14 protein-coding genes are annotated in these 19017 nt (G+C 70.4%); 10 read left to right on the forward strand and 4 right to left on the reverse strand.

From position 1 onward, the window contains the following. The first annotated feature begins 142 nt into the window (after window positions 1-142). Genes PLE19_06765 through PLE19_06785 form a run of 5 tightly spaced genes read left to right on the forward strand, consistent with a single transcriptional unit; the run spans window position 143 to window position 7375 of the window. A complete protein-coding gene (locus PLE19_06765) occupies window positions 143-1822 on the forward strand; it encodes an ADP-ribosylglycohydrolase family protein (protein HPD14630.1) in 1680 nt (559 codons plus the stop codon). Between the two features lie 32 nt (window positions 1823-1854). Next, window positions 1855-2871, forward strand: a complete 1017-nt coding sequence (locus tag PLE19_06770; protein HPD14631.1) for a sugar ABC transporter substrate-binding protein — start codon at window positions 1855-1857, stop codon at window positions 2869-2871. Between the two features lie 7 nt (window positions 2872-2878). Then, window positions 2879-4699, forward strand: a complete 1821-nt coding sequence (locus PLE19_06775) for a sugar ABC transporter ATP-binding protein (GenBank protein HPD14632.1) — start codon at window positions 2879-2881, stop codon at window positions 4697-4699. Next, entirely contained in the window at window positions 4699-5718 is a 1020-nt protein-coding gene (locus PLE19_06780; GenBank protein ID HPD14633.1) for an ABC transporter permease, read from the forward strand. The genes PLE19_06775 and PLE19_06780 overlap by 1 nt, the downstream gene beginning before the upstream one ends. A gap of 10 nt (window positions 5719-5728) precedes the next feature. Further along, on the forward strand, window positions 5729-7375 hold the full coding sequence (locus PLE19_06785) for a DUF6067 family protein (protein HPD14634.1): 1647 nt from the start codon (window positions 5729-5731) through the stop codon (window positions 7373-7375). Between the two features lie 7 nt (window positions 7376-7382). On the opposite strand, the gene PLE19_06790 is transcribed toward PLE19_06785, so the two are convergent. The 4 genes from PLE19_06790 to PLE19_06805 are packed head-to-tail and all read right to left on the reverse strand — an operon-like array spanning window position 7383 to window position 14598. After that, window positions 7383-8657: a hypothetical protein gene (locus tag PLE19_06790; protein HPD14635.1), complete on the reverse strand. Its 1275-nt coding sequence runs from the start codon at window positions 8655-8657 to the stop codon at window positions 7383-7385. A gap of 12 nt (window positions 8658-8669) precedes the next feature. Next, the gene (locus PLE19_06795) at window positions 8670-9533 is read right to left on the reverse strand and encodes a metallophosphoesterase (protein ID HPD14636.1); all 864 of its coding nucleotides are present in this window, start codon (window positions 9531-9533) and stop codon (window positions 8670-8672) included. A gap of 19 nt (window positions 9534-9552) precedes the next feature. Further along, entirely contained in the window at window positions 9553-13221 is a 3669-nt protein-coding gene (locus tag PLE19_06800) for a DUF4091 domain-containing protein (GenBank protein HPD14637.1), read from the reverse strand. 57 nt (window positions 13222-13278) lie between these two features. Next, a complete protein-coding gene (locus tag PLE19_06805) occupies window positions 13279-14598 on the reverse strand; it encodes a hypothetical protein (protein HPD14638.1) in 1320 nt (439 codons plus the stop codon). 146 nt (window positions 14599-14744) lie between these two features. Between PLE19_06805 and PLE19_06810 the strand changes: the two genes are divergently transcribed. The 5 genes from PLE19_06810 to yidD are packed head-to-tail and all read left to right on the forward strand — an operon-like array spanning window position 14745 to window position 18999. Then, a complete protein-coding gene (locus tag PLE19_06810; protein ID HPD14639.1) occupies window positions 14745-15893 on the forward strand; it encodes an ATP-binding protein in 1149 nt (382 codons plus the stop codon). Beyond that, complete coding sequence (locus PLE19_06815) at window positions 15871-17250, forward strand: sigma-54 dependent transcriptional regulator (protein HPD14640.1); 1380 nt, start codon at window positions 15871-15873, stop codon at window positions 17248-17250. Before PLE19_06810 ends, PLE19_06815 begins: the two co-directional genes overlap by 23 nt. Next, window positions 17247-18374 (forward strand): hypothetical protein, encoded by a 1128-nt coding sequence (locus PLE19_06820; protein ID HPD14641.1) that lies wholly within the window; start codon window positions 17247-17249, stop codon window positions 18372-18374. The genes PLE19_06815 and PLE19_06820 overlap by 4 nt, the downstream gene beginning before the upstream one ends. A gap of 29 nt (window positions 18375-18403) precedes the next feature. Further along, window positions 18404-18760, forward strand: a complete 357-nt coding sequence (rnpA, locus tag PLE19_06825) for a ribonuclease P protein component (protein ID HPD14642.1) — start codon at window positions 18404-18406, stop codon at window positions 18758-18760. After that, on the forward strand, window positions 18760-18999 hold the full coding sequence (gene yidD, locus PLE19_06830) for a membrane protein insertion efficiency factor YidD (GenBank protein HPD14643.1): 240 nt from the start codon (window positions 18760-18762) through the stop codon (window positions 18997-18999). The genes rnpA and yidD overlap by 1 nt, the downstream gene beginning before the upstream one ends. The last annotated feature ends 18 nt before the right edge of the window (window positions 19000-19017 follow it).

Raw genomic sequence — 19017 nt, forward strand, 5'->3', positions numbered from 1 at the left:
GCCTTCCCTCGTAACTCGCTGCCCTCTCGACACATCCCCACAACGCAACCGCCTCCTGAGCCGCGGGTCCTTCTTGCAGTGGACGGACAAGCTTGGTATAGTCATGGGGCAATCCGGTGAGGGTGGCCCGAGGAGTCAAGCCATGCGCAAGCCGATCGCAGTCCTGGGTCTCATGGGCGTTGTGGCCGCCGCGGGAGTGGCGGGCGAGTTCCGCCGGCTCCCGGTCCGCGAGTATCTCGACAGGATGAAGGCCGGCTGGATCGGCCAGATGGCCGGCGTGGGCTGGGGCGCGCCCACCGAGTTCCGCTACAAGGGCAAGATCATCCCCGCCGATAAGATGCCCAAGTGGAACCCGGGAATGGTGAATCAGTTCAATCAGGACGACATCTACGTGGAGATGACGTTCCTGCGCACGCTCGAGGAACACGGCTTCGACGCCTCGGCGCGCCAGGCCGGCATTGACTTCGCCAACAGCGGCTACGCCCTCTGGCACGCGAACAAGGCGGGGCGCGACAGCCTCCGCCGCGGCATCGCCCCGCCCGACAGCGGCCACCCCCACTTCAACAAGCACGCCGACGATATTGACTACCAGATCGAGGCGGACTTCTCGGGCCTCCTCGCGCCCGGCCTGCCCAACACTGTGATCGAGCTGGGCGAGAAGTTCGGCCGCCTGATGAACTACGGCGACGGCCTCTACGGCGGCCAGTTCATCGGGGGCATGTACGCCGAAGCCTTCTTCGAGAGCGACCCCGTCAAGCTCGTCGAGGCCGGCCTCGCCTGCATCCCCGACGGCAGCCAGTACGCCGAATGCATCCGCGACGTGCTCAAGTGGTACAACGAGAACCCCAAGGACTGGGAGAAGACCTGGGGCCTCCTCAACGAGAAGTACCACCTGAACCCCGACTATCGCAAAGCCTCGTGCAGCGGGCCGAAGGGCGACTTCAACATTGACGCGAAGATCAACGGCGCCTACGTGGTGATGGGCGTGCTCTACGGAGAGCGCGACCCCGACCAGACCATCCTCATCTCGTGCCGCTGCGGGCAGGACTCCGACTGCAACCCCTCCAGCGCCGCCGGCGTGCTCTTCACCACCCTCGGCTTCGAGAAGCTGCCCGACACCTTCAAGTCCGCCCTCAACCCCGAAGGCAAGTTCAGCCACACCCCCTACAACTTCCCCGCGCTCATCGCCGTGTGCGAGAAGCTCGCACGCCAGGCCGTCGCCCGCGCGGGCGGCAAGATCGAGAGGGACGGCCAGGGCGAGGAGGTGTTGCTGATCCCCGTCCAGGCCCCAAAGCCGTCGGCCCTCGAGCAGTGCTGGGCTCCCGGCCCCATCGCCAACAGCCGCTTCACCGAGGACGAGATGAAACAGATCCAGACGCCCGGCGGGGCCGTGAACATCCAGGCCGACGTGGCCAAGTTCGCCCCCGGCTGGGCGATAGCCAACTGCGGCGACGCCGAGAACCCCGGCCTGCGCGCCGAATGGGGCGGCAAGAAAAACGTGCTCGTCACCCACCCCCTCAGCCAGGGAAACCCCTGCGTGCTGAGCCGCCAGGTGGACGTGCCCGTCGGCAAGAAGACCACGGTGCAGCTCGTCGTCGGCCACGACCCGAAGGGGAACTGGGACCTTGTGGTCCGCGCCGACCACAAGGAGCTCTTCCGCAAGCCCGTGGGCAAGACCACCGCCTACGGCGGGTGGATGGACGCCAAGGTGGACCTCTCGGCCTACGCGGGCCGGAGCATCCTCGTCGAACTCCTCAACGCGCCCAGCGGCTGGCAATACGAGACCGGCTTCTGGGCCGTCATCAAACTTGTCAGCGAGTGACCGATCGCCGCCAGACAGAAAGGAACGCCACAATGATCAAACGAATCGTTTCCCACCGGGTGGCAGGCGGATGGTGTGCGCTCGCGGCGGCCTGCCTGCTCGGCGGCTGCGGCGGCGGCGACGACGCGCCGCCCCCCGCCGGCCAGCCCAAGCGGGTCGCGCTCGTGATGAAATCGCTCGCCAACGAGTTCTTCAAGACCATGGAAGAAGGGGCGCGCAAGCACCAGCAGAAGGACCCCACCCGCTACGAACTCATCTCCAACGGCATCAAGGATGAGCGCGACGTAGCCGCCCAGGTGGCCCTCGTGGAACAGATGATCGCGCAGAAGGTCAACGCCCTCGTCATCGCCCCCGCCGACTCCAAGGCCCTCGTCCCCGTCTGCAAGAAGGCCAAGGACGCCGGAATCGAGGTCGTCAATATTGACAACAAGTTCGACGACGAAGCGCTCGAGGAGAAGGCCGTCAAGATCCCCTTCGTCGGCCCCGACAACCGCAAAGGCGCGCGCATGGCCGGCGAATACCTCGCCAAGAAGCTCAAGCCCGGCGACGAAGTGGCCATCCTCGAGGGCATGCCCAACGCCGTCAACGGCATCATGCGCAAGCTCGGCTTCGAGGCCGCCATGGACGCCGCCGGCATGAAGATCGTGGCCAAACAGACCGCCAACTGGCACATGGACGAGGCCGAGAAGGTGACCTCGGGCCTGCTCGCCCAGCACCCGAACCTCAAGGCCATCCTCTGCGCGAACGACAACATGGCCCTCGGCGCCGTGGCCGCCCTGCGCGCCGCCGGCAAGCTCGGCTCCGTGCTCGTCGTCGGCTACGACAACATCGAAGCCGTCCAGAAGGAAATCCTCGCCGGCAACATCCTGTGCACCGTGGACCAGCACGCCGACCAGATCGCCGTCGAGGGCATCCGCCACGCCCTCGACATCCTCGGCGGACACCTCACCCCCGAGGCATCCGACTACAAGGAAACGCAGGTGGACCTTATCACCGCCGACGACCTGAAGAAGCAGGCCGAACGCAAGGCCCCGACGGAGACGAAGTGACCCGGCCATGGAACCCGCCGAGGCCCTGCTCACCCTCGCCGGCCTCTCCAAGGCCTATGCAGGCCCGGTGCTCCTCGATGTGTCCCTCGACCTGCGCCCCGGCGAAGTCCACGCCCTCGTCGGCGAGAACGGCGCCGGCAAGACCACCCTCGCCCGCATCGTCGCCGGCCTCACGCGGCCCGACGCCGGCGCGATGACGCTCGCCGGCCAGGCCTACGCTCCCGCCTCCAAGCACGATGCCGAGCGCGCCGGCGTTCGCATGGTGATGCAGGAACTCAACCTCATCCCCAACCTGTCCATCGCCGAGAACCTCTTCCTCGGCAACCTCCCGAGCCGCCTCGGCATGGTATGCAATCGCCGGCTCCGCGCCCAGGCCCGTGAGGCCATGGCCCGCGTGGGGCTCGACGGCGTGCCGCCCGACCGCCCGGTCCGCGCGCTCGGGGTCGGGCAGCAGCAACTCGTCGAGATCGCCGCGGGCCTCGCGGGCCACTGCCGTGTGCTCATCCTCGACGAGCCCACCGCCGCGCTCACCGAGGCCGAGACCGCGCGGCTCTTCGGCGAGATTCGCCGCCTCAGGCGCCAAGGCGCCGCCATCCTCTACATCTCGCACCGCATGGAGGAAATCCTCCAGATCGCCGACCGCATCACCGTGCTGCGCGACGGCCGCATCGTCGGCATGAGGATTGTGGGTGGGGCCTCCCGGCCCCGCGGCCCCGCGCGGGAGGGCAGCACACAGGAGGCCGGCACCGCGCGGCACCAGTGGGACGATGGGACCGTCGCGCTTTCGCGCGAAAGCGCGACAATCCCCGCGCCCCCGCCGGCGCCGCGTGGGGACACGCCGGCTACGCGGAAGGACACATCGGCCACAGCCCCAGCAGGAACTGTGGGCGGGACGTCCTCATCCCCCGATTCGCGGCGTGAGGACACGCCGCCCGCGAGGCATGCCCCCCCGGCCGCCAGGAAGGACGCGCGGCCCACGAGCGCGGCACTGCTCGACGAGATCATCCGCCTGATGGTTGGCCGCGACCTGGGCGAGGTCCAGCGCCCAGCCCGCCCGCAGACCGGCGCCATCGCGCTCCGTGTCGCCGGCCTCTCGCGAGGCGCGGCCATCCGCGACGTGAGTTTCGAGGCACGCGAGGGCGAAATCCTCGGCCTCGCCGGCCTCATGGGCTCGGGCCGCACCGAGACGCTCCGCGCGATCTTCGGCGCCGACCGCCCCGACGCGGGCCAGGTGTTCCTCGGCGGCTCGCCCCGCCCGGCCCGCATCCGCTCGCCGCGCGACGCCGTGCGGCTGGGCCTCGCCCTCGTCACCGAGGACCGCAAGCAGCAGGGCCTCCTCCTGCCACTGCCCATCCGCCATAACGTCACGCTCGCGCGGCTCGAGGCCCTGGCGGGACCGGGCGGCGTGCTGCGGAGCGGCGAGGAGGAGGCCGTGGCCCAGCGCCTCGCCAGGACCCTGGGCATCCAGTGCCGCTCGGTCGAGCAGCCCGTGGCCGAACTCAGCGGCGGCACCCAGCAGAAGGTGGTCATGGCCCGCTGGCTCTACCGCGACTGCCGCGTGCTGCTGCTCGACGAGCCGACCCGGGGGATTGACGTGGGGACGAAGTTCGCCCTCTACCAGCTCCTCTCGGGCCTGGCCGAACAGGGAAAGGCGATCGTGATGGCCTCCTCCGACCTGCTGGAACTGCTGGCCATGTGCGACCGCATCGCCGTGATGTCGGCGGGACGCCTCGCCGCCACGTTCGCGCGCGGCGAGTGGACGCAGGACAAGATCATGGCGGCGGCCCTGAGCGGCTACGCGGCCTCTGCTGCAAAGGCGGCCGTATGATGAGCGAGGACGAGACCCCACGCTGGCGGCGGCACCTGGCGCGTGCCGCCTTCGAGTACGCCGGCCTCGTCGCCGTGCTCCTTGGCCTGCTCGGCGTCTTCGAGGCGCTCATCTGGGTCCGCTCGGGCCGCCACTTCGTGACCGTCAACGTGCTGGAGCTGATCGCCGCGCAGGTGCCCGACTCGGTGATCATCGCCGTGGGCATGACCTACGTGCTCATCCTGGGCGGCATTGACCTGTCGGTCGGCTCCGTGCTCGCCCTCAGCAGCTCCGTGCTGGGCGTGATGCTCTCGCTCTCCCGCGTGCCGCTTCATGCGCTGAGCCTATGGACCTTCACCGCCGCCGTGGCGGCCTGCCTGGGGGTGGGAATGGCGTGCGGCCTCGCCAACGGGTTCATCACTGTCCGCTGGCGCCTCCCCTCGTTCATCGTCACGCTCGGCATGCTCGAGATGGCGCGCGGCGGCGCCTACCTGGTCTCGTCCTCCCAGACGCAGTACATCGGCCGGGCCATCGAGATCGTGGCGAGCACCCGGCTCTTTGGCCTGCCCATCCCGTTCGTGCTCGCGCTCTACATTGTGGTCGTGGGGCAGTTCTGCCTCTCCCGCACGGTGTTCGGGCGCTACGTGGTGGCCATCGGCACCAACGAGGAAGCCGTGCGCCTGTCGGGCATAGACCCGCGTCCCGTCAAACGGGCCGTCTTCCGCCTGTGCGGCCTGCTGGCCGCGGTGGCCGCGCTGCTTCAGACGGGCCGCCTGTCGTCGGCCGACCCCAACGCCGGCACCGGCTGCGAGCTTCAGGCCATCGCGGCCGTGGTGATCGGCGGCACGAGCCTGATGGGCGGGCGCGGCTCGGTCGTGGCGTCCTTCTTCGGCGTGCTCATCATCGCCGTGCTGGGCGCGGGGCTGGTGCAGCTCGGCGCCCAGGAGCCCACCAAGCGGCTCATCACGGGCGGCGTCATCATCGCCGCCGTCATCGCCGACTACTACCGCCGCCGAATGGCCAGGCAGGGGAGGGAGTGAGGAGGTCACAATGCGTTGGCTGTTTCCTGCGCTGCTTCTACTGCTGCCCGCCTGCCGGCTGCCGTTCACGCGGCCCGCAGCTTTCGCGCTCGGCTCGGCCGACACAATGGAGAAGGTCTTCCGCGACGAGGCGTGGACCCGCGGCCCCGCCGAGAAGCTCACCCTCGAAGCGGCCCGCCATGAGGTCGAGGGCATCCAACTCGTCGTCGCGCCGACCAGCAAGGCCGGCCTGCGCTCCGTCTCGATTGAGGCGAGCGATCTGCGATGCGGCCGCTCGCTCATCCCGAAGGCCAACGTCACCTGGAACGTCGTCGGCTACGTGAAGACCGAGAAGCCCGCCTACAAGGCGCCCCGCGAAGGCTGGTGGCCCGACCCGCTCATGCCCGCGGCCCCGTTCGATGTGAAGGCCGGGGAGGTCCAGCCCGTATGGCTCAGCGTACGCGTGCCGGGCGACGCCCCGCCCGGCCTCTACCGCGGCAAGGTCACCGTAAGGGCCGAAGGGCAGCCGCAGCAGTCCCTGCCCATCGAGCTCCGCGTGTGGGATTTCGCCATTCCAAAGCAACAGCACCTCGAAACGTGCTTCCTCCTCCGCCCCGACGAGCTCCAGCGCTTCTACCGTCTCAAGGACGTGCCCGTCGAGATGTATGAGGCGTGGATGGACTTCTGCCTCGACCGCCGCATCTGCCCCGCGCTCTACGACTGGTCGCACCTGGAGCGCGACCTCGAGCGCCTCGTTGCCCGCCAGCTCGAGCGCGGCGGCGCCTGCTTCGGCCTCGCCTATGCCTGGCCCAAGCAGGGCACGCCCGAGGAGCGGCGGAAACACAACGAACCGCAGATCGCCGCCATCCGCAAGCTCTACGACCGCGTGAAGGCCCGCGGCTGGCTGCCCAAGGCCTATGTTTACTGCCACGACGAGATCGGCAAGGAGCACTACGACATCGCCCGCGAGCTCTACTCCGCCCTCCGGGCCGCCACGCCCGGCCTGCGCCTGCTTCAGACCTTCTACAAGGACAACCCCGTTCCCGCCCTCGACGACGTGCTCGACATCTGGGCGCCCGTGACCGGCCGCTATCGCAAGGATGAGATGCAGCCCCAGCAGGCCAAGGGCGACGTGGTATGGTGGTACGTGTGCTGCGGCCCGGGCAAGCCCTACGCCAACCTGATGATCGAGTGGCCGGGCCTCGACCACCGCATCCTGCTCTGGCAAACCTGGAAGTTCGGCGTCACCGGCTTCCTCTACTGGAGCCTCAACTGCTGGCGCGACAATTACAAGGCCGAGCCGCGCTGGCCCGAGGGCGCGTGGGACCCGGCCACGTTCGTCAATCAGCAGGGCGGCCGCCACCACGGCGACGGCCAGCTCCTCTACCCCGGCCCCGACGGCCGGCCCCTCTCGTCGGTGCGCCTCGAGAACTTCCGCGACGGCATCGAGGACTACGAGACCCTCTGGCTCCTCCGCGACGCCGTGGCGAAGCTCAAGAAGGCAGGCGGCCACGAGGCCCTCGTGGCCGAGGCCGAGAAAGCCCTCGCCATTGATGACTCCGTGGTGAAGGACCTGACGCACTTCACCCAGGACCCCAGGGCCCTGCGCGCCGCGCGCGCGGCCCTCGCGTCGCTGGTCGAGCGCGCCACCCAGGCCGCCGGAGCGGCGGCGAAGTGAGGAGGGGCTACTTCGCCGCTTCGCCCAGCCGCAGCAGGCGACCGCCGCCGGGGGGGAGTGAGAACTCTGCAACGGACTGGAACCGGTCCACGGCAGCCGCCTGCGGCGCCCACGCACGCGCCGCGGGGTCGAACCAGGCGAGGCCCTTGCACGGGCGGTTGAGCGTCAGCCTCACGGTCGTCGCTCGGGCCGCATCGCGGTTGACGACGAGCACGTGCTTCCCGCCCGCCGCGTCCTCGAGCTCGCCGACAACGAACCCGCCCCCCTCCACCGAGCCGACGAGGCCGTGGACCGGCAGCCGCGTGGCCCCGACGGGCGTCGGCCCCGTGTGGTACACGGCCGCCGACCGCAGAGGCAGCACCACCGGCCCGAGCGCGCGGAGGTCGGCGTTCAGATCGGCCACGATGCGATAGCGCTCGGTGAGCAGGCCGTCGGGCTCTACGATCCCCTCGCGGCTGCCGGCGGGCGCGCCCCAATAGCGGAACCACACCACGCCCTTCGCCCCATAGGCCAGCGCCGTGTAGACGAGCCAGCGCATCTCGCCTTCGGTGGGCGGGCGCATGCCCGGCCAGCTCGCGGCCTGGAGGGTCGGGTAGAAAGGCAAACCGTGCCCGAGCGCCGCGCGGCGAATCAACTCGAGGTTCTCAAAGTAGAACTCGCTGTCGCCCTTCTCGCGGAACGGGAAGTGCCCGAAGTTGAGCAACGAGGGCCGCGCCTCGCGGATGAAGCGCTCCACGTAGCCCGCGTAATCGGCTGTCGCCAGCGCGGGGCCGACCCACGCGTCGCACGGCAGCAGGCTCAGAAACACGGGGTGCGTCGGGTCGTGGCGGCGGGCGAACTCGGCCAGCGCCGCAAGGTCGGCGAGCTGGCCCTCCAGCGCCTCGTCGCCCACGAAGTAGCCCCAGAGCGCGGGATGGGAATCGAACCGCCGGATCGCGTCGGCCACACTCCGCTGGTCGGCTGGGTTGCTCAGCGTCCTGGCGTCGAGGCCGATCTGGCCGAGGATGACCTTGAGGCGGTAGCGGTGCGCGAGATCGAGGGCATCGGAGCCCACCCCCTCGGCAACCACATTGAACCCCGCCTGCGCGATCTGGGCATAGAGGGCCGGCTTGGGGGGCGGCGCGCCGCGGAGCGCGATGAGGAACTCCCGCGGCTGCCACGCCTGCGGCGCTCGCGGGCGCGAACAAGCGGCCAGGCCGCAAGCCGCAAGCCACAAGCCGCAAGCCAGGGCCGTGCGAAGTGCGGAGTGCGGAATGCGGAAGGGCAGGAATCGGCGCAGCACGTTGCCTCCGGGTCAGTGCAGGCCAAGAACGAGGTCGCCCTGCGGCGGCGCGCCGACGGGCTTGTAGCGCACCTTGAGCTCCTTCGCGTGGACCTCGACGAGCGCGTAGCCCTTGCGCGACTCCTTCAGGGAGAAACCGGGCGCCGTCTCCAGCTTGCGGTCGCCGTTCCAGGCGAGCGCGGGAAACACAATCTCGTGGACGCCGCTGCGGTCGCTCCAGCCACGCAGGCCGCAGTGGAAGTGGCCGCTGAGGAACGCCACGATGGGGTCGCCGCCCCGAGCCGTCAGGAGCGCGTCGAGTTCCTTCTCGCCCTTGCGCACCCACCAGCCGACGTCGGGGTGCTTGTTGGGGTGCGCCGCAATGTGGGCGCACAGGACGACGCGGAGCTTCTTCCCCGCCGCATCGTCCACCTGCTGGGTCAGCCACTTGAGCTGCTCGGGCGTCACCGCGCCGTCGTGGCTGTCCGCCTCGGTGTCGTTGAAGAGCACGAAGCGGAAGCCCTGGTGGTCGAAGGCATAGTCCGTTTCGGCGCGGACGTGTTTCCTGAAGAACTCCACGGGGTCGTGGTTGCCGGGGATGGCGTAGAAGGGCTTCCGGAGGCCCTTCGCGGTCTCGAGCCACTTAGGGTATTGCTCCTCGTTCTTCGCCCCGGTGTCCACCAGGTCCCCGAGGAACAGCGTGAACTCGGCCGGCGAGTCATTGATCTCTTGCACCACCTCGGCGAGCACCTTGGCCGGCCCGTCGCCCCCCTTGCCCAGATGCGTATCGGAAACGGCGGCGAAGGTGAGGAGCGGCTCTCCGGCCGATGCCAGCGGGCCGCTGAGAACGACCATCGAGGCGGCACAGGCGAGGAACTCTCTGCGGGTTGCGTCCAAAGCATTGCCTCCAAGCGGGTCATCTTATGGCTTGGGTGAGTCGCTCCACCATCTCGGCCACTTTGCGGCGATGGGCGAGGAGGGGCTGCGGGTCTTTGGAGTAGGTCTTGTCGTCCTTGATCACCTCGTCGGGCACGACGGCCAGCTTCTCGGCCTCGGGGAGGAGGTCGGCGGCCCTGCCCGACGCCTTGGCCTTGGCAATGAGGGTGTCGAGGAGAGCGAACAGTTCGTAATCCTCGATGCCCTCGCGGAGCATCTCCCAGCGGATCGAGTTGACGGGGCCGGTGAGGTGCTTGGCCTTATCTGTCTTCGGGTCGCGGTTGGGCGGGTAGAGAAAGCGTCCGTCGCCGTTGCCCCAGTAGCCGATCTTGCCAGGGGTGAAGTCGTAGCCCGAAACGTAGCTCATCGGGTCGGCCCAGGGGTTCTGAATGTCGGGGTCGGGGAAGGCGGCGGAGCTGGTCCAGTAGTTGCTCGTCCAGACGAGTTGCCCCTCGACGCCCCACTTGCGGCTGAGCCAGGCCCACACGCGGAGGTCCACGGCGGGGTGGTCAATGAAGAGGCCGATGTAGGGGGCGTGGGGGCCGCAGCACAGATACCACCAGAATCGCTCGCCCGCCTTCCGCCGCTCGGCGATGGCTTCGGGCTTCACGGCGCTCACGACGGGGCACCAGAGGTCCACGTAGCCATAGAGCGGCGGCTCGGGCTGCTCGGTGAGCATGCGGGTGAGGCCGGGGGCCACGCGCTTGAGGAGCTTCATGCCGTCAATCACGAACTCGTAGTCGCGCGGCTCCGGCTCGTCGAACCAGTAGATGTAGGCCCGCTCGAGCCAGCCTTTCGCCTTCAGATGGTCCACAATCTGCTTGCCCTGGCTGGCCATGAGCTGGTCGTACTCGGGGCTGCCCTGGACGTAGCCGCCGATGCGCCCCGCCGCGCGCGAGTGGAACGAGCCGCCGCCCATGCCTTTGAGGCCGACCATGAGGGCGTTGAAGCCGCCCTCGCCGAGCCACTTTTCGCACTCGCGGTCGAAGGCCGCGAAGTCAATCGTCGCCTTCAGTTCGCCCGTGCCCTGCTCGAAGCCGCCGTCAGCCACGAGGTTCTGCCCCTCGGCGGTCTCGAAGCGGACGTCATCGAACCACGCGGTGCCGGTGTCGGTGCCTTCGTCGCTCCAGGGCACGGGGCGGAGGGCGATGAGGATGCTCTTCGTCTTCGGGTTGAGCGGCTTGCCGCCCTGGCCGATGACGCCGGCGCGCTCCTGCTGCCACTGGCCGTTGCCCTCGCGGAGGAAGTCAATGTTGTTGCCCCAGATCCACTGGCCGGCGGCGTCGCGCTGCTCGAGGGTGACGAGGTACTTCTGGCCGGGCTTGGCCGTCTTGGCCCACCACGAGAACTGGTAGCCCTTCGCCACGTCCACTGCGATGGGCGTCGTGTTGTGCGCAGCCACGCAGCTTCGCGGGTCCGCGTCGTCCACGCGGAGGCATTGCTTGCCCTCCTTGGGGTCCTTGGGGTCAATCGTGCCGCCGTCCCAGGGGCCGGTGGAGAACTCGACCTTGAAGGGGTCGAGGGGGGCGGGGGTGTAGGGGGCGATGCGATGGGCGGCGAAGTTGGCGAGATAGAGGTCGAGGACCTTGCGAAGCTCCGTCTCGGTCTCCAGGTTGTGGTAGCGGCGGATGACGCCATGGTCGAGGCCGAAGGCGGTCTGGAGGCGGGTGGTCTTGGGCAGCGCGAAGTCGTAGACGCGGAGCTTGAGGGCCACCCACACCTTCCCTCCTTCGGCACTGAGTTCGATGTTCCCGAGGTAGTCGCCGGCCGGCTGGCCGGGCGGCACGTAGACGGTGAACCAGAGGGGGTGGTTGCGGTCGGCGGCGAGGGTGGCGCCTTGCTCGAAGGGAGGCAAGGGGTCGGGCCACCAGCCACGGACGCCTGCCGCATCGGTGGGCCGCGCGACGCGGAGGTATTCGACCCGCTCGACACGAATGTGCTCGGGGGCGAGCGTGGCCTCGCCGCACTTGAGGGCCGAGACTTGAACGCGGAGGTTCTTCAGCTCGGCCTTGGGACGCAGCACAAGCTGGAACGGCTCGTAATCATGGCGAGCGGCGGCGACCTCGATGGCAGGCTTCTGCGCGGTCGGCACGGGGCGGGTGCGGCTCACCTTGTACGGCCCCTCGCACCACCAGAGGGGGCAGTTCGGGTCGGATGGCAGGGCGTAGCCGTAGGAGGCATCGTGGAGGACGGGCAGCTTGCGCAGGGCGCTGGCCTTGAAGACCTCGCGGCCATCGGCGGTGACGATGAGGGTGACAGTGTTGTTGCCCGGGGTGCGGAGCGGCCCGCCGGCGCTCATCTGGGTGGTGGACTCCTGAACTGGCGGCGGCTCGCCCGGCCCCATGCCGCCGACGGTGATGGAGACGGACGCCGAGACCGAGGCCCCGCCCTGCTGAGCCACCTCGCGCCCGCTCTCGTCGGTCACGGTGGCCTTGAGCGCAAACTTCGCGGGCACGCCCGCCAGGTTGCGGATCGAGACGCTCCAGCCGCTGGTCGGCGCGGCGCTGGGCAAGGAGAGGACGGTGACGGGGAAGGCGGGGTCGGCGGTCTGGATGTCGAGGTAGGCGGTCGAGCCGCGCATCTCGCCGAGGTCCGCGTCGAGGGTTGAGGTGAACAGGTAATCGTCCACCTGGAAGCTGGCCTTCTCATCGGCTCGGAGGCGGACGAAAAGGGCGCTGGCGGGCAGGAGGTCCTTGGGAACTTCGGCCCGGATGCGCCCCACCTTCTCGAAGGTGGCCACCGTCGTCCAGTCGGCGCCGTCGGTGCCCACGTCCACGAAGCCTTTGCCGCCCGTGTGGTAGTTGCAGTTGGCCTCGACGGTGGCGGCCTGGTGCGGATGGCCGGGGATGAGGTGCTTGTAGACGACCTCCGCCTTGCCGTCAAAGCACCAGCGATGCGAGTTGAAACCGCAGCGGAAGGTCTCGAGCGGGTGCGAGTGGTTGGCCCCCTCGCCGGCGAGCGGGGCGGCGAAGGTGTAGCGGTTGCCCACGATCTCCTCGCCCTCGCCGAGCACGAGGCCGGTCTGCTGGCCGGGCAGGCCGGCGATCTGCACGCCGCCCGGGCCGCCGATGACGTTGACGACGACGTTGGCGCCTCCCGCCACCACGACCCCGCCGCCGGAGCCGAAGCGCTCGTGGACGGCCTGGGTGGGCTTGAGCTCGATGTCATCGAACACGATCTTGCCCTTCACCTGCCAGTGGCCGAAGCGCAGGAAGGCGTCTGCCGTGTCGTTGGGCGCGACGAAGGCGAAGGCGTGGCGCTGCCAGGCGGGCTGCGCCGAGAAGTCGCGGTTGCAGAAGCTCGGCCCGGCGATGACACAGCCGCCCGTGGCCCCCTCGCCCTTCGCCCAGAACGCCACGCGGTAGAGCGCGCCCGGGTCGAAGAGCGGCCCGGTCGTGCGCCAGAAGCCCGAGTCCTGCCCCGTCCCGGTCACGCTGACGGCGCGCTCGCCGGTGCGGCCGGTCTTTTCCCAGACGCCTTGGCCCTCGAGGCGCCAGCCGAGGGGCGCCACGTCGCCCTGCTCGAACGAGGGGTTGACCAACGCGGCCGCCTGCCCGCGGCCGGCGGCCACGAGAAGGGCCAGGGCGAGGAGGACGCGCCCGCCGCGGCGAGGCGTCCCCGACAGGACCGCGTGTGCTCGTTGGAACATGCGGCACCTCCTGAGCTTGTGGGTGGGGCGAAACGCAGCCGGCAGCCCGGGCCCCGGTCAGTAGCCCGAGGGGGCCGCGGGCCTCGGCGCGTCCAGCACCGCAATCTGCCAGGACCGCTCGACGCTCGCCCCGCAGGAGTCGGTGACGGTGAGGCGCAGGGTGAAGCGCTTCTCCTTGTCGGTGACGTCGTGCGGGAACGACAGGGTGCACGTGGGGCTGCGCGAGAGCAGCGTCCCATCCAGCTCCCAGGCGTAGCGCAGGGTCTCGAGGTCGCCCTCGTCGGGGTCGAAGGGCCGGACCTTGATCTTGCGCTCCTCGCCTTCGCGAAGAAGCACGAGGCCGGCCAGCTCGGGTTCGAAGGCGAGGAGCTGCGGCGGCGCGTTGGAGCGGACGAGGCGCAGCCTCCAGGTGACCGAGACAGGCGTCGGGTCGCCGTGGCGATTGGTGACGCGGCAGGTGAACTCGAGGGGCGGGTCGCCCGGGGTCTCGCGCCCCGTCCTGCCGGCGGGCAGGGCATCGGCGGCGGGGCGATAGGTCCACGACGCCTCGGACCCCTTGTGCACGGGCGTTCCGCCCACGAGCCACTCGTAGGTCAGGTCGGAGCCCCCGTCCCCATCGGCGGCGGCGACCTGGAAGGTGCGCTCGCCGCCGCCCGCGACCACGGAGAGCCGCTCGTCGCTCCGCGGGCTGTGCGCCAGCACCCGCGGCGGCTGCGGGGTGTCGAAGACCTGGATCACCCATTCCGCGTGAGCCACCTCGCGGTGCGAGGCGTCGCTGGCCGACATCACGAGCCGGCGCACGACCGGCTCCGCGCCGTTCGCGCCGGGCACGAGGCTGTGCGGGGGAACATACCAGCAGTCCCACGGCACCGAGTCGTGCTGCGAGAGCGTGCCCCGCTCGTGGGCGGGCACCGGCTGCCCGTCGGCGTCCAGAAGGGTCCATCGGTACTCGAGGCCCCTGTGGCGCCCGATGGGCGAAGAGACGACGAAGCTCTGCGACTGCAACTCCCTGAGCCGGAGCGTGCCGGGCGCGGGGCGGATGTTGATCCGCACGATGAAGGCATAGGCGAAGGCGACGCCGAGGCCCGCGGCGGCCAGGGCCACCAGGAGGACCAGCAGCATGCCGCGGCGCTTGAGAATCTCGCGGCGGCAGCCCTCGATCATCTGCTCGGGCATGACATTCGTAGGGTCCAGCTTGGCCAGCTTGCGGCACGTGGCCATCGCCTCGCGGTAGTGGCCGCTCTGGTAGAGGGCCTCTGCCTCGTGAATGAGCTCGTAAATCCGGGCCGTGGACGGCTCGGGGCGCGCGGCGCCGGCCTTCGCCGGCTTGCGCCTGAGCTTGCGGGGTCTGGGCGGGTTCTCGTGCGGCATGCTCACGAGGGCTTCCTGCATCTGGCCGCCGCGGGGGCGCCATCTCCCCCCTCACTGATACCACACCTCGCGGCAGAGGTCAAACGCCGCCATCCGCGCCGGTCCCCGCGGGGCGCGCGGAATCCTTGATCGGCTGCACGGCGCGCGCTAGAATGGCCGACAACTGGGGGGCATTTGTTCTCAAGGGACGAGCCGTGGATCCCGATGTAGCCAGCGTCATCGAGCATCCCTGGTTCTGCTCTTTTATCGAGCATCTGCCCTGCGTGCTGTGCGTCATGCAGCCCACGTGGCCCCCCGCCATCGAGTTCATCAGCGCCAACGTCGAGCGGTTTCTGGGCTATGCGCCGAAGGACTTCTATGCGGACCGCGAGCTGGGCCTCCGCTGCATCCACCTGGAGGACCGCGAGCGCGTGGCGGAGCAGATGCGCCGGGCGATGGCCTCGGCCGCGCCCTACCGGATGGAGTACCGCGCGGTGCACCGCGCCGGGAGCCCCGTCTACCACGCCGGCGAGGTCTCCGTGCCGGTGGCCGACTCCGCCGGCCGCGTCGTGCGCCGCCAGAGCATCATCATGGACATCACGGAGCAGAAGCGCCTGGAGGCGGAGCTGCTGCGTTCGCAACGCCTGGCCGTGGTGGGCGAGATGACCACGATGATGGCGCACCAGATCCGCAACCCCCTGGCCGGCATGGCGCTCGCCCTGCGCGCCCTCGAGCGCCTCGTGGGCGGCAACGCCGAGGGGCGCGAGTGCCTGGCGGACCTCGACCACTGCCTGGTGCGCATCAACGACACGGTGTCGCGGCTGCTGGACTTCGCCCGGGCTCGGCCGCCCGTGCTGCGGAAGTGCCGTCTGGCCGACATCGTGGCGAACGCCCGCCAACTGGCGGCCAGCCACGCTCGGCGGCACGCCATCGAGTTCCAGGTCTCGCTGCCCCCCGACCTGCCCGACCTGGTGGCCGACCCCGCGCAGCTCGAGCAGGTGCTGGTGCACCTCATCCTCAACGCCTGCAAGGCCATGCCCAGCGGGGGGCGCCTGACCCTGTGCGCCCACGGCGAACCGGGGCGCGTGGTCATCACCGTGGCCGACACGGGCGTGGGGATTCCGCCGGAGGACCTGGGCCGCCTCTTCAGCCCCTTCTACTCCGGGACCGGCCAGGGGGTCGGCCTGGGCCTCTCGCTGTGCGAGCGCCTCGTGGCCGCGCACGACGGCTCCATCCGCGTCCAGAGCGCCCCGGGCCAGGGCACCACGTTCCGCATCGAGCTGCCGCTGGAGCCGGCCCATGCCGCGCGCATTGATCGTTGACGACGACCCCACGGTGGCCAAGTACCTGGCCGGCTTCCTCGGCCAGCACGGCTACACCGTGCGCGCGGTGACCGACGCCCGCGAGGCCGCGCGCGCGGCCCAGGAGTTCCAGCCCGACGCCGCCGTGCTCGACCTCATGATGCCGGACCGCGACGGCCTCGACCTGCTCCCCGAGCTCAAGGCCGCGTGCCCGCGGTGCCAGGTGATCATCTACACGGGCGCCGGCGACATCGAGAAGGCCGTGCAGGCCATGCGGCGGGGCGCGCACGACTTCATCCAGAAGCCGCTGAACTACGAGGCCCTGCTGCTGAGCCTCCAGCGCGCGCTCGAGGTGCGCCACCTGCGCGCCGAGAACGCCTTCCTGCGCCAGGCCTACCAGACCCGCCTGGGGCCGGCCGCCATCCTCGTGTTCTCCGACGCCACGCGCCGCCTGCTCGAGCTGGCCGACCGCTACCGCGCGCTGCCCGACATGCCCGTGCTCATCGAGGGCGAGAGCGGCGTGGGCAAGGACCTGGTGGCCCACTACATCCACCACCGCGACGACGACTACAGCCGCCCCTTCGTGGCCATCAACTGCGGGGCCATCCCGCGCACGCTCGTGGAGGCCGAGCTCTTCGGCTACGCGCCCGGCGCCTTCACCGGCGCGCGCGCCGACGGCGCGCCCGGCATGATCCGCTCCGCGGATGGGGGCACGCTGTTCCTCGACGAGATCGGCGAGCTCGACATGGGCAGCCAGGTCAAGCTCCTGCGCTTCCTCGAGCAGGGCACCTTCTACCCCGTGGGCAGCCCGCGGGAGGTGACGGTGCGCGCGCGCATCCTCAGCGCCACCAACCGCGACCTCCGCGAGGCGGTGGCCCGAGGGCTGTTCCGCCGGGACCTGTACTACCGCCTCCACGTCGGGCACCTGCGCGTGCCGCCGCTGCGCGAGCGGCGCGAGGAAATCCTGCCCTTCGCTCGGCACTTCCTCCGGGAGTTTGCCGAGCGCTTCGACAACCCCTTCCGCCAGATCGCGCCCGAGGCCGAGCAGATCCTCCTGCAATCGCCCTGGCACGGCAACGTGCGCGAGCTGCGCAACGTCATCGAGCGGGTCGTGCTCACGCAGCGGGGCCCCGTCGTCGAGGCCCGGCACCTGGCGTTCCTGAGCGGCGAGTCGCCGCCCGCCAGCGTGCCGCCGGCCGAGGCCCCGCTGCCCGAGTCGGGCCTGGACCTCGAGGCGACCATGCGCCGCCTCATCCAGCGCGCCCTCGAGAAGCACGGCTACAACCAGAGCCGCACCGCCCGCTACCTCGGCATCAGCCGGGAGGCCCTCCGTTACCGCATGAAGAAGGTCCCCATCCCCTCAGGACACCCCGAATGAGCAAACGGCAGCCCTTCGACCTCAAGTCGCCCGAAGCCCAGGCCCTGCGCGACGAGATCGTGCACGGCACCTTCGTCAAGGAGGGCACGCTCGTGGCCTTCCCCCTCTGCTTCCCGGGGGCCAGCGTGCCCGTCGTGGCCGACGAGAGCCACATCACCGCGCTCGACGTGGCCCCCAACTGGATGGTCTACGGCGGCACGAGCGGGCGCGCCAGCCACCTGTTCGTCGGCATGTTCCACGGCGCCACGGGCATGGTATTCGACCTGGGCGCGCCGCCCGAGGCCACACAGTGCGCCGCCGTCTGCTGCGGCGCCAGGCGGGTGGTGGCCTTCGTCAACGGCCCGGGCGGCGGCCGGGCCGTCGCCCGCGGCCTGCATGGGCTGCCCTTCGACCTCCTCCAGGAGTGGGGCTTCAGCCGCCAGCCCCTCGAGGACCTGGGCGCGCCCGCGCCCGGCGAACGCATCCTCCACGCCGTGCGCACCCCGGACCGCGGCCTCATCGTCGGCGTCACCGAGGGCCACCTCTTCACCATGCACCCCGACGAGGGGAAGCCCCAGCTTGCCGCCGAAGTGCCCGGCCGCGCGCGCCTCGCCGTGGGCTCCCGAGGCAACGTCTTCGGCCCCGACGAGGGGAACACCCTCTGGCGCTTCAACACGCGGCAGGGCGAGCTCAAGCGCCGGGCCGTGCGCCTGCCCGAGGGCTCGTGGGGCAATGCCCACGGGCAGGATGCCTGTGCCGCCCTGATGTGGGGCAGAGACGCCGCCAGCGGCCGGCTCTACACGGCCGACTCCGACGGGAACCTCTACTCGTTCGCCGAGGGCCGTGGCTTCAGCGGCAGGCTGGGCACGGCGCGGAACGCCCCCGTGGGCCCGATGGCCGTGACCGCCGACGGCCGGCTCTACGGCCCCTGCGGCGAGGGGATCGCGCGCTTGTTCTGCTACAACCCCGCCGCCAGGAGCCTCGCCGACCTGGGCTGCGCCGTCTCCGTGCTCGAACGCCGCCGCTACGGCTACGTGTTCGGCGACGCGGCCGTGGGGCGCGACGGGCAGCTCTACTTCGGCGAGGACGACGACCTCGGCCACCTGTGGATCTACTTCCCCCGAATCCTGCCCCGCAAGCCCTGAAGCGGCCCGGCGGCGTGAACCGAGCGGCGATGGCCAAGGCACACGGCTTCTCACGCGACGAGCGCCTGCGGGCGACGCGCGACTTCGACCGCGTGTTCGAGCAGGGCCGCCGCGGCCGCGGCCAGGCCCTCGTCGTGTGCTACGCCCCCAACGGCCTGGCGCACAGCCGGCTGGGCATCGCCCTGCGGCGCGGCTGGCGCTCCGCCGTCGCCCGCAACCGCGCCAAGCGCCTCATCCGCGAGGCGTTCCGCACCCGCAAACACGAGCTGCCCGGGGGGCTGGACCTCGTGGTGATCCCCGCCACCAACTGGGCGGAGCCCGCCCCCGAGGCCATCGCGGCCGAGCTCCTCCGCCTGCTCGGCCGCCGCTGCGAGGCCGCGCCATGATGAGGCGTGTCGGCATCTTCCTCGTCCGCTGCTACCAGGCGTGCCTCTCGCCCCTGATCCCGCCCTGTTGCCGCTTCGAGCCCACCTGTTCGAACTACGCCATCGAGGCGTTCCGCAAGAAGGGCTTCCTCCGCGGCGCCCTGCTCACGGCCTGGCGCATCCTGCGCTGCAACCCCTGGAGCAAGGGCGGCTACGACCCCGTGGAGCCGGCCCAAGACGGCCCGCGCAAGAGCGCCTGAGCGCGAAGGCCGGCCGGG

The organism is Planctomycetota bacterium (assembly GCA_035384565.1).
Taxonomy (GTDB): Bacteria; Planctomycetota; PUPC01; order DSUN01; family DSUN01; genus DAOOIT01.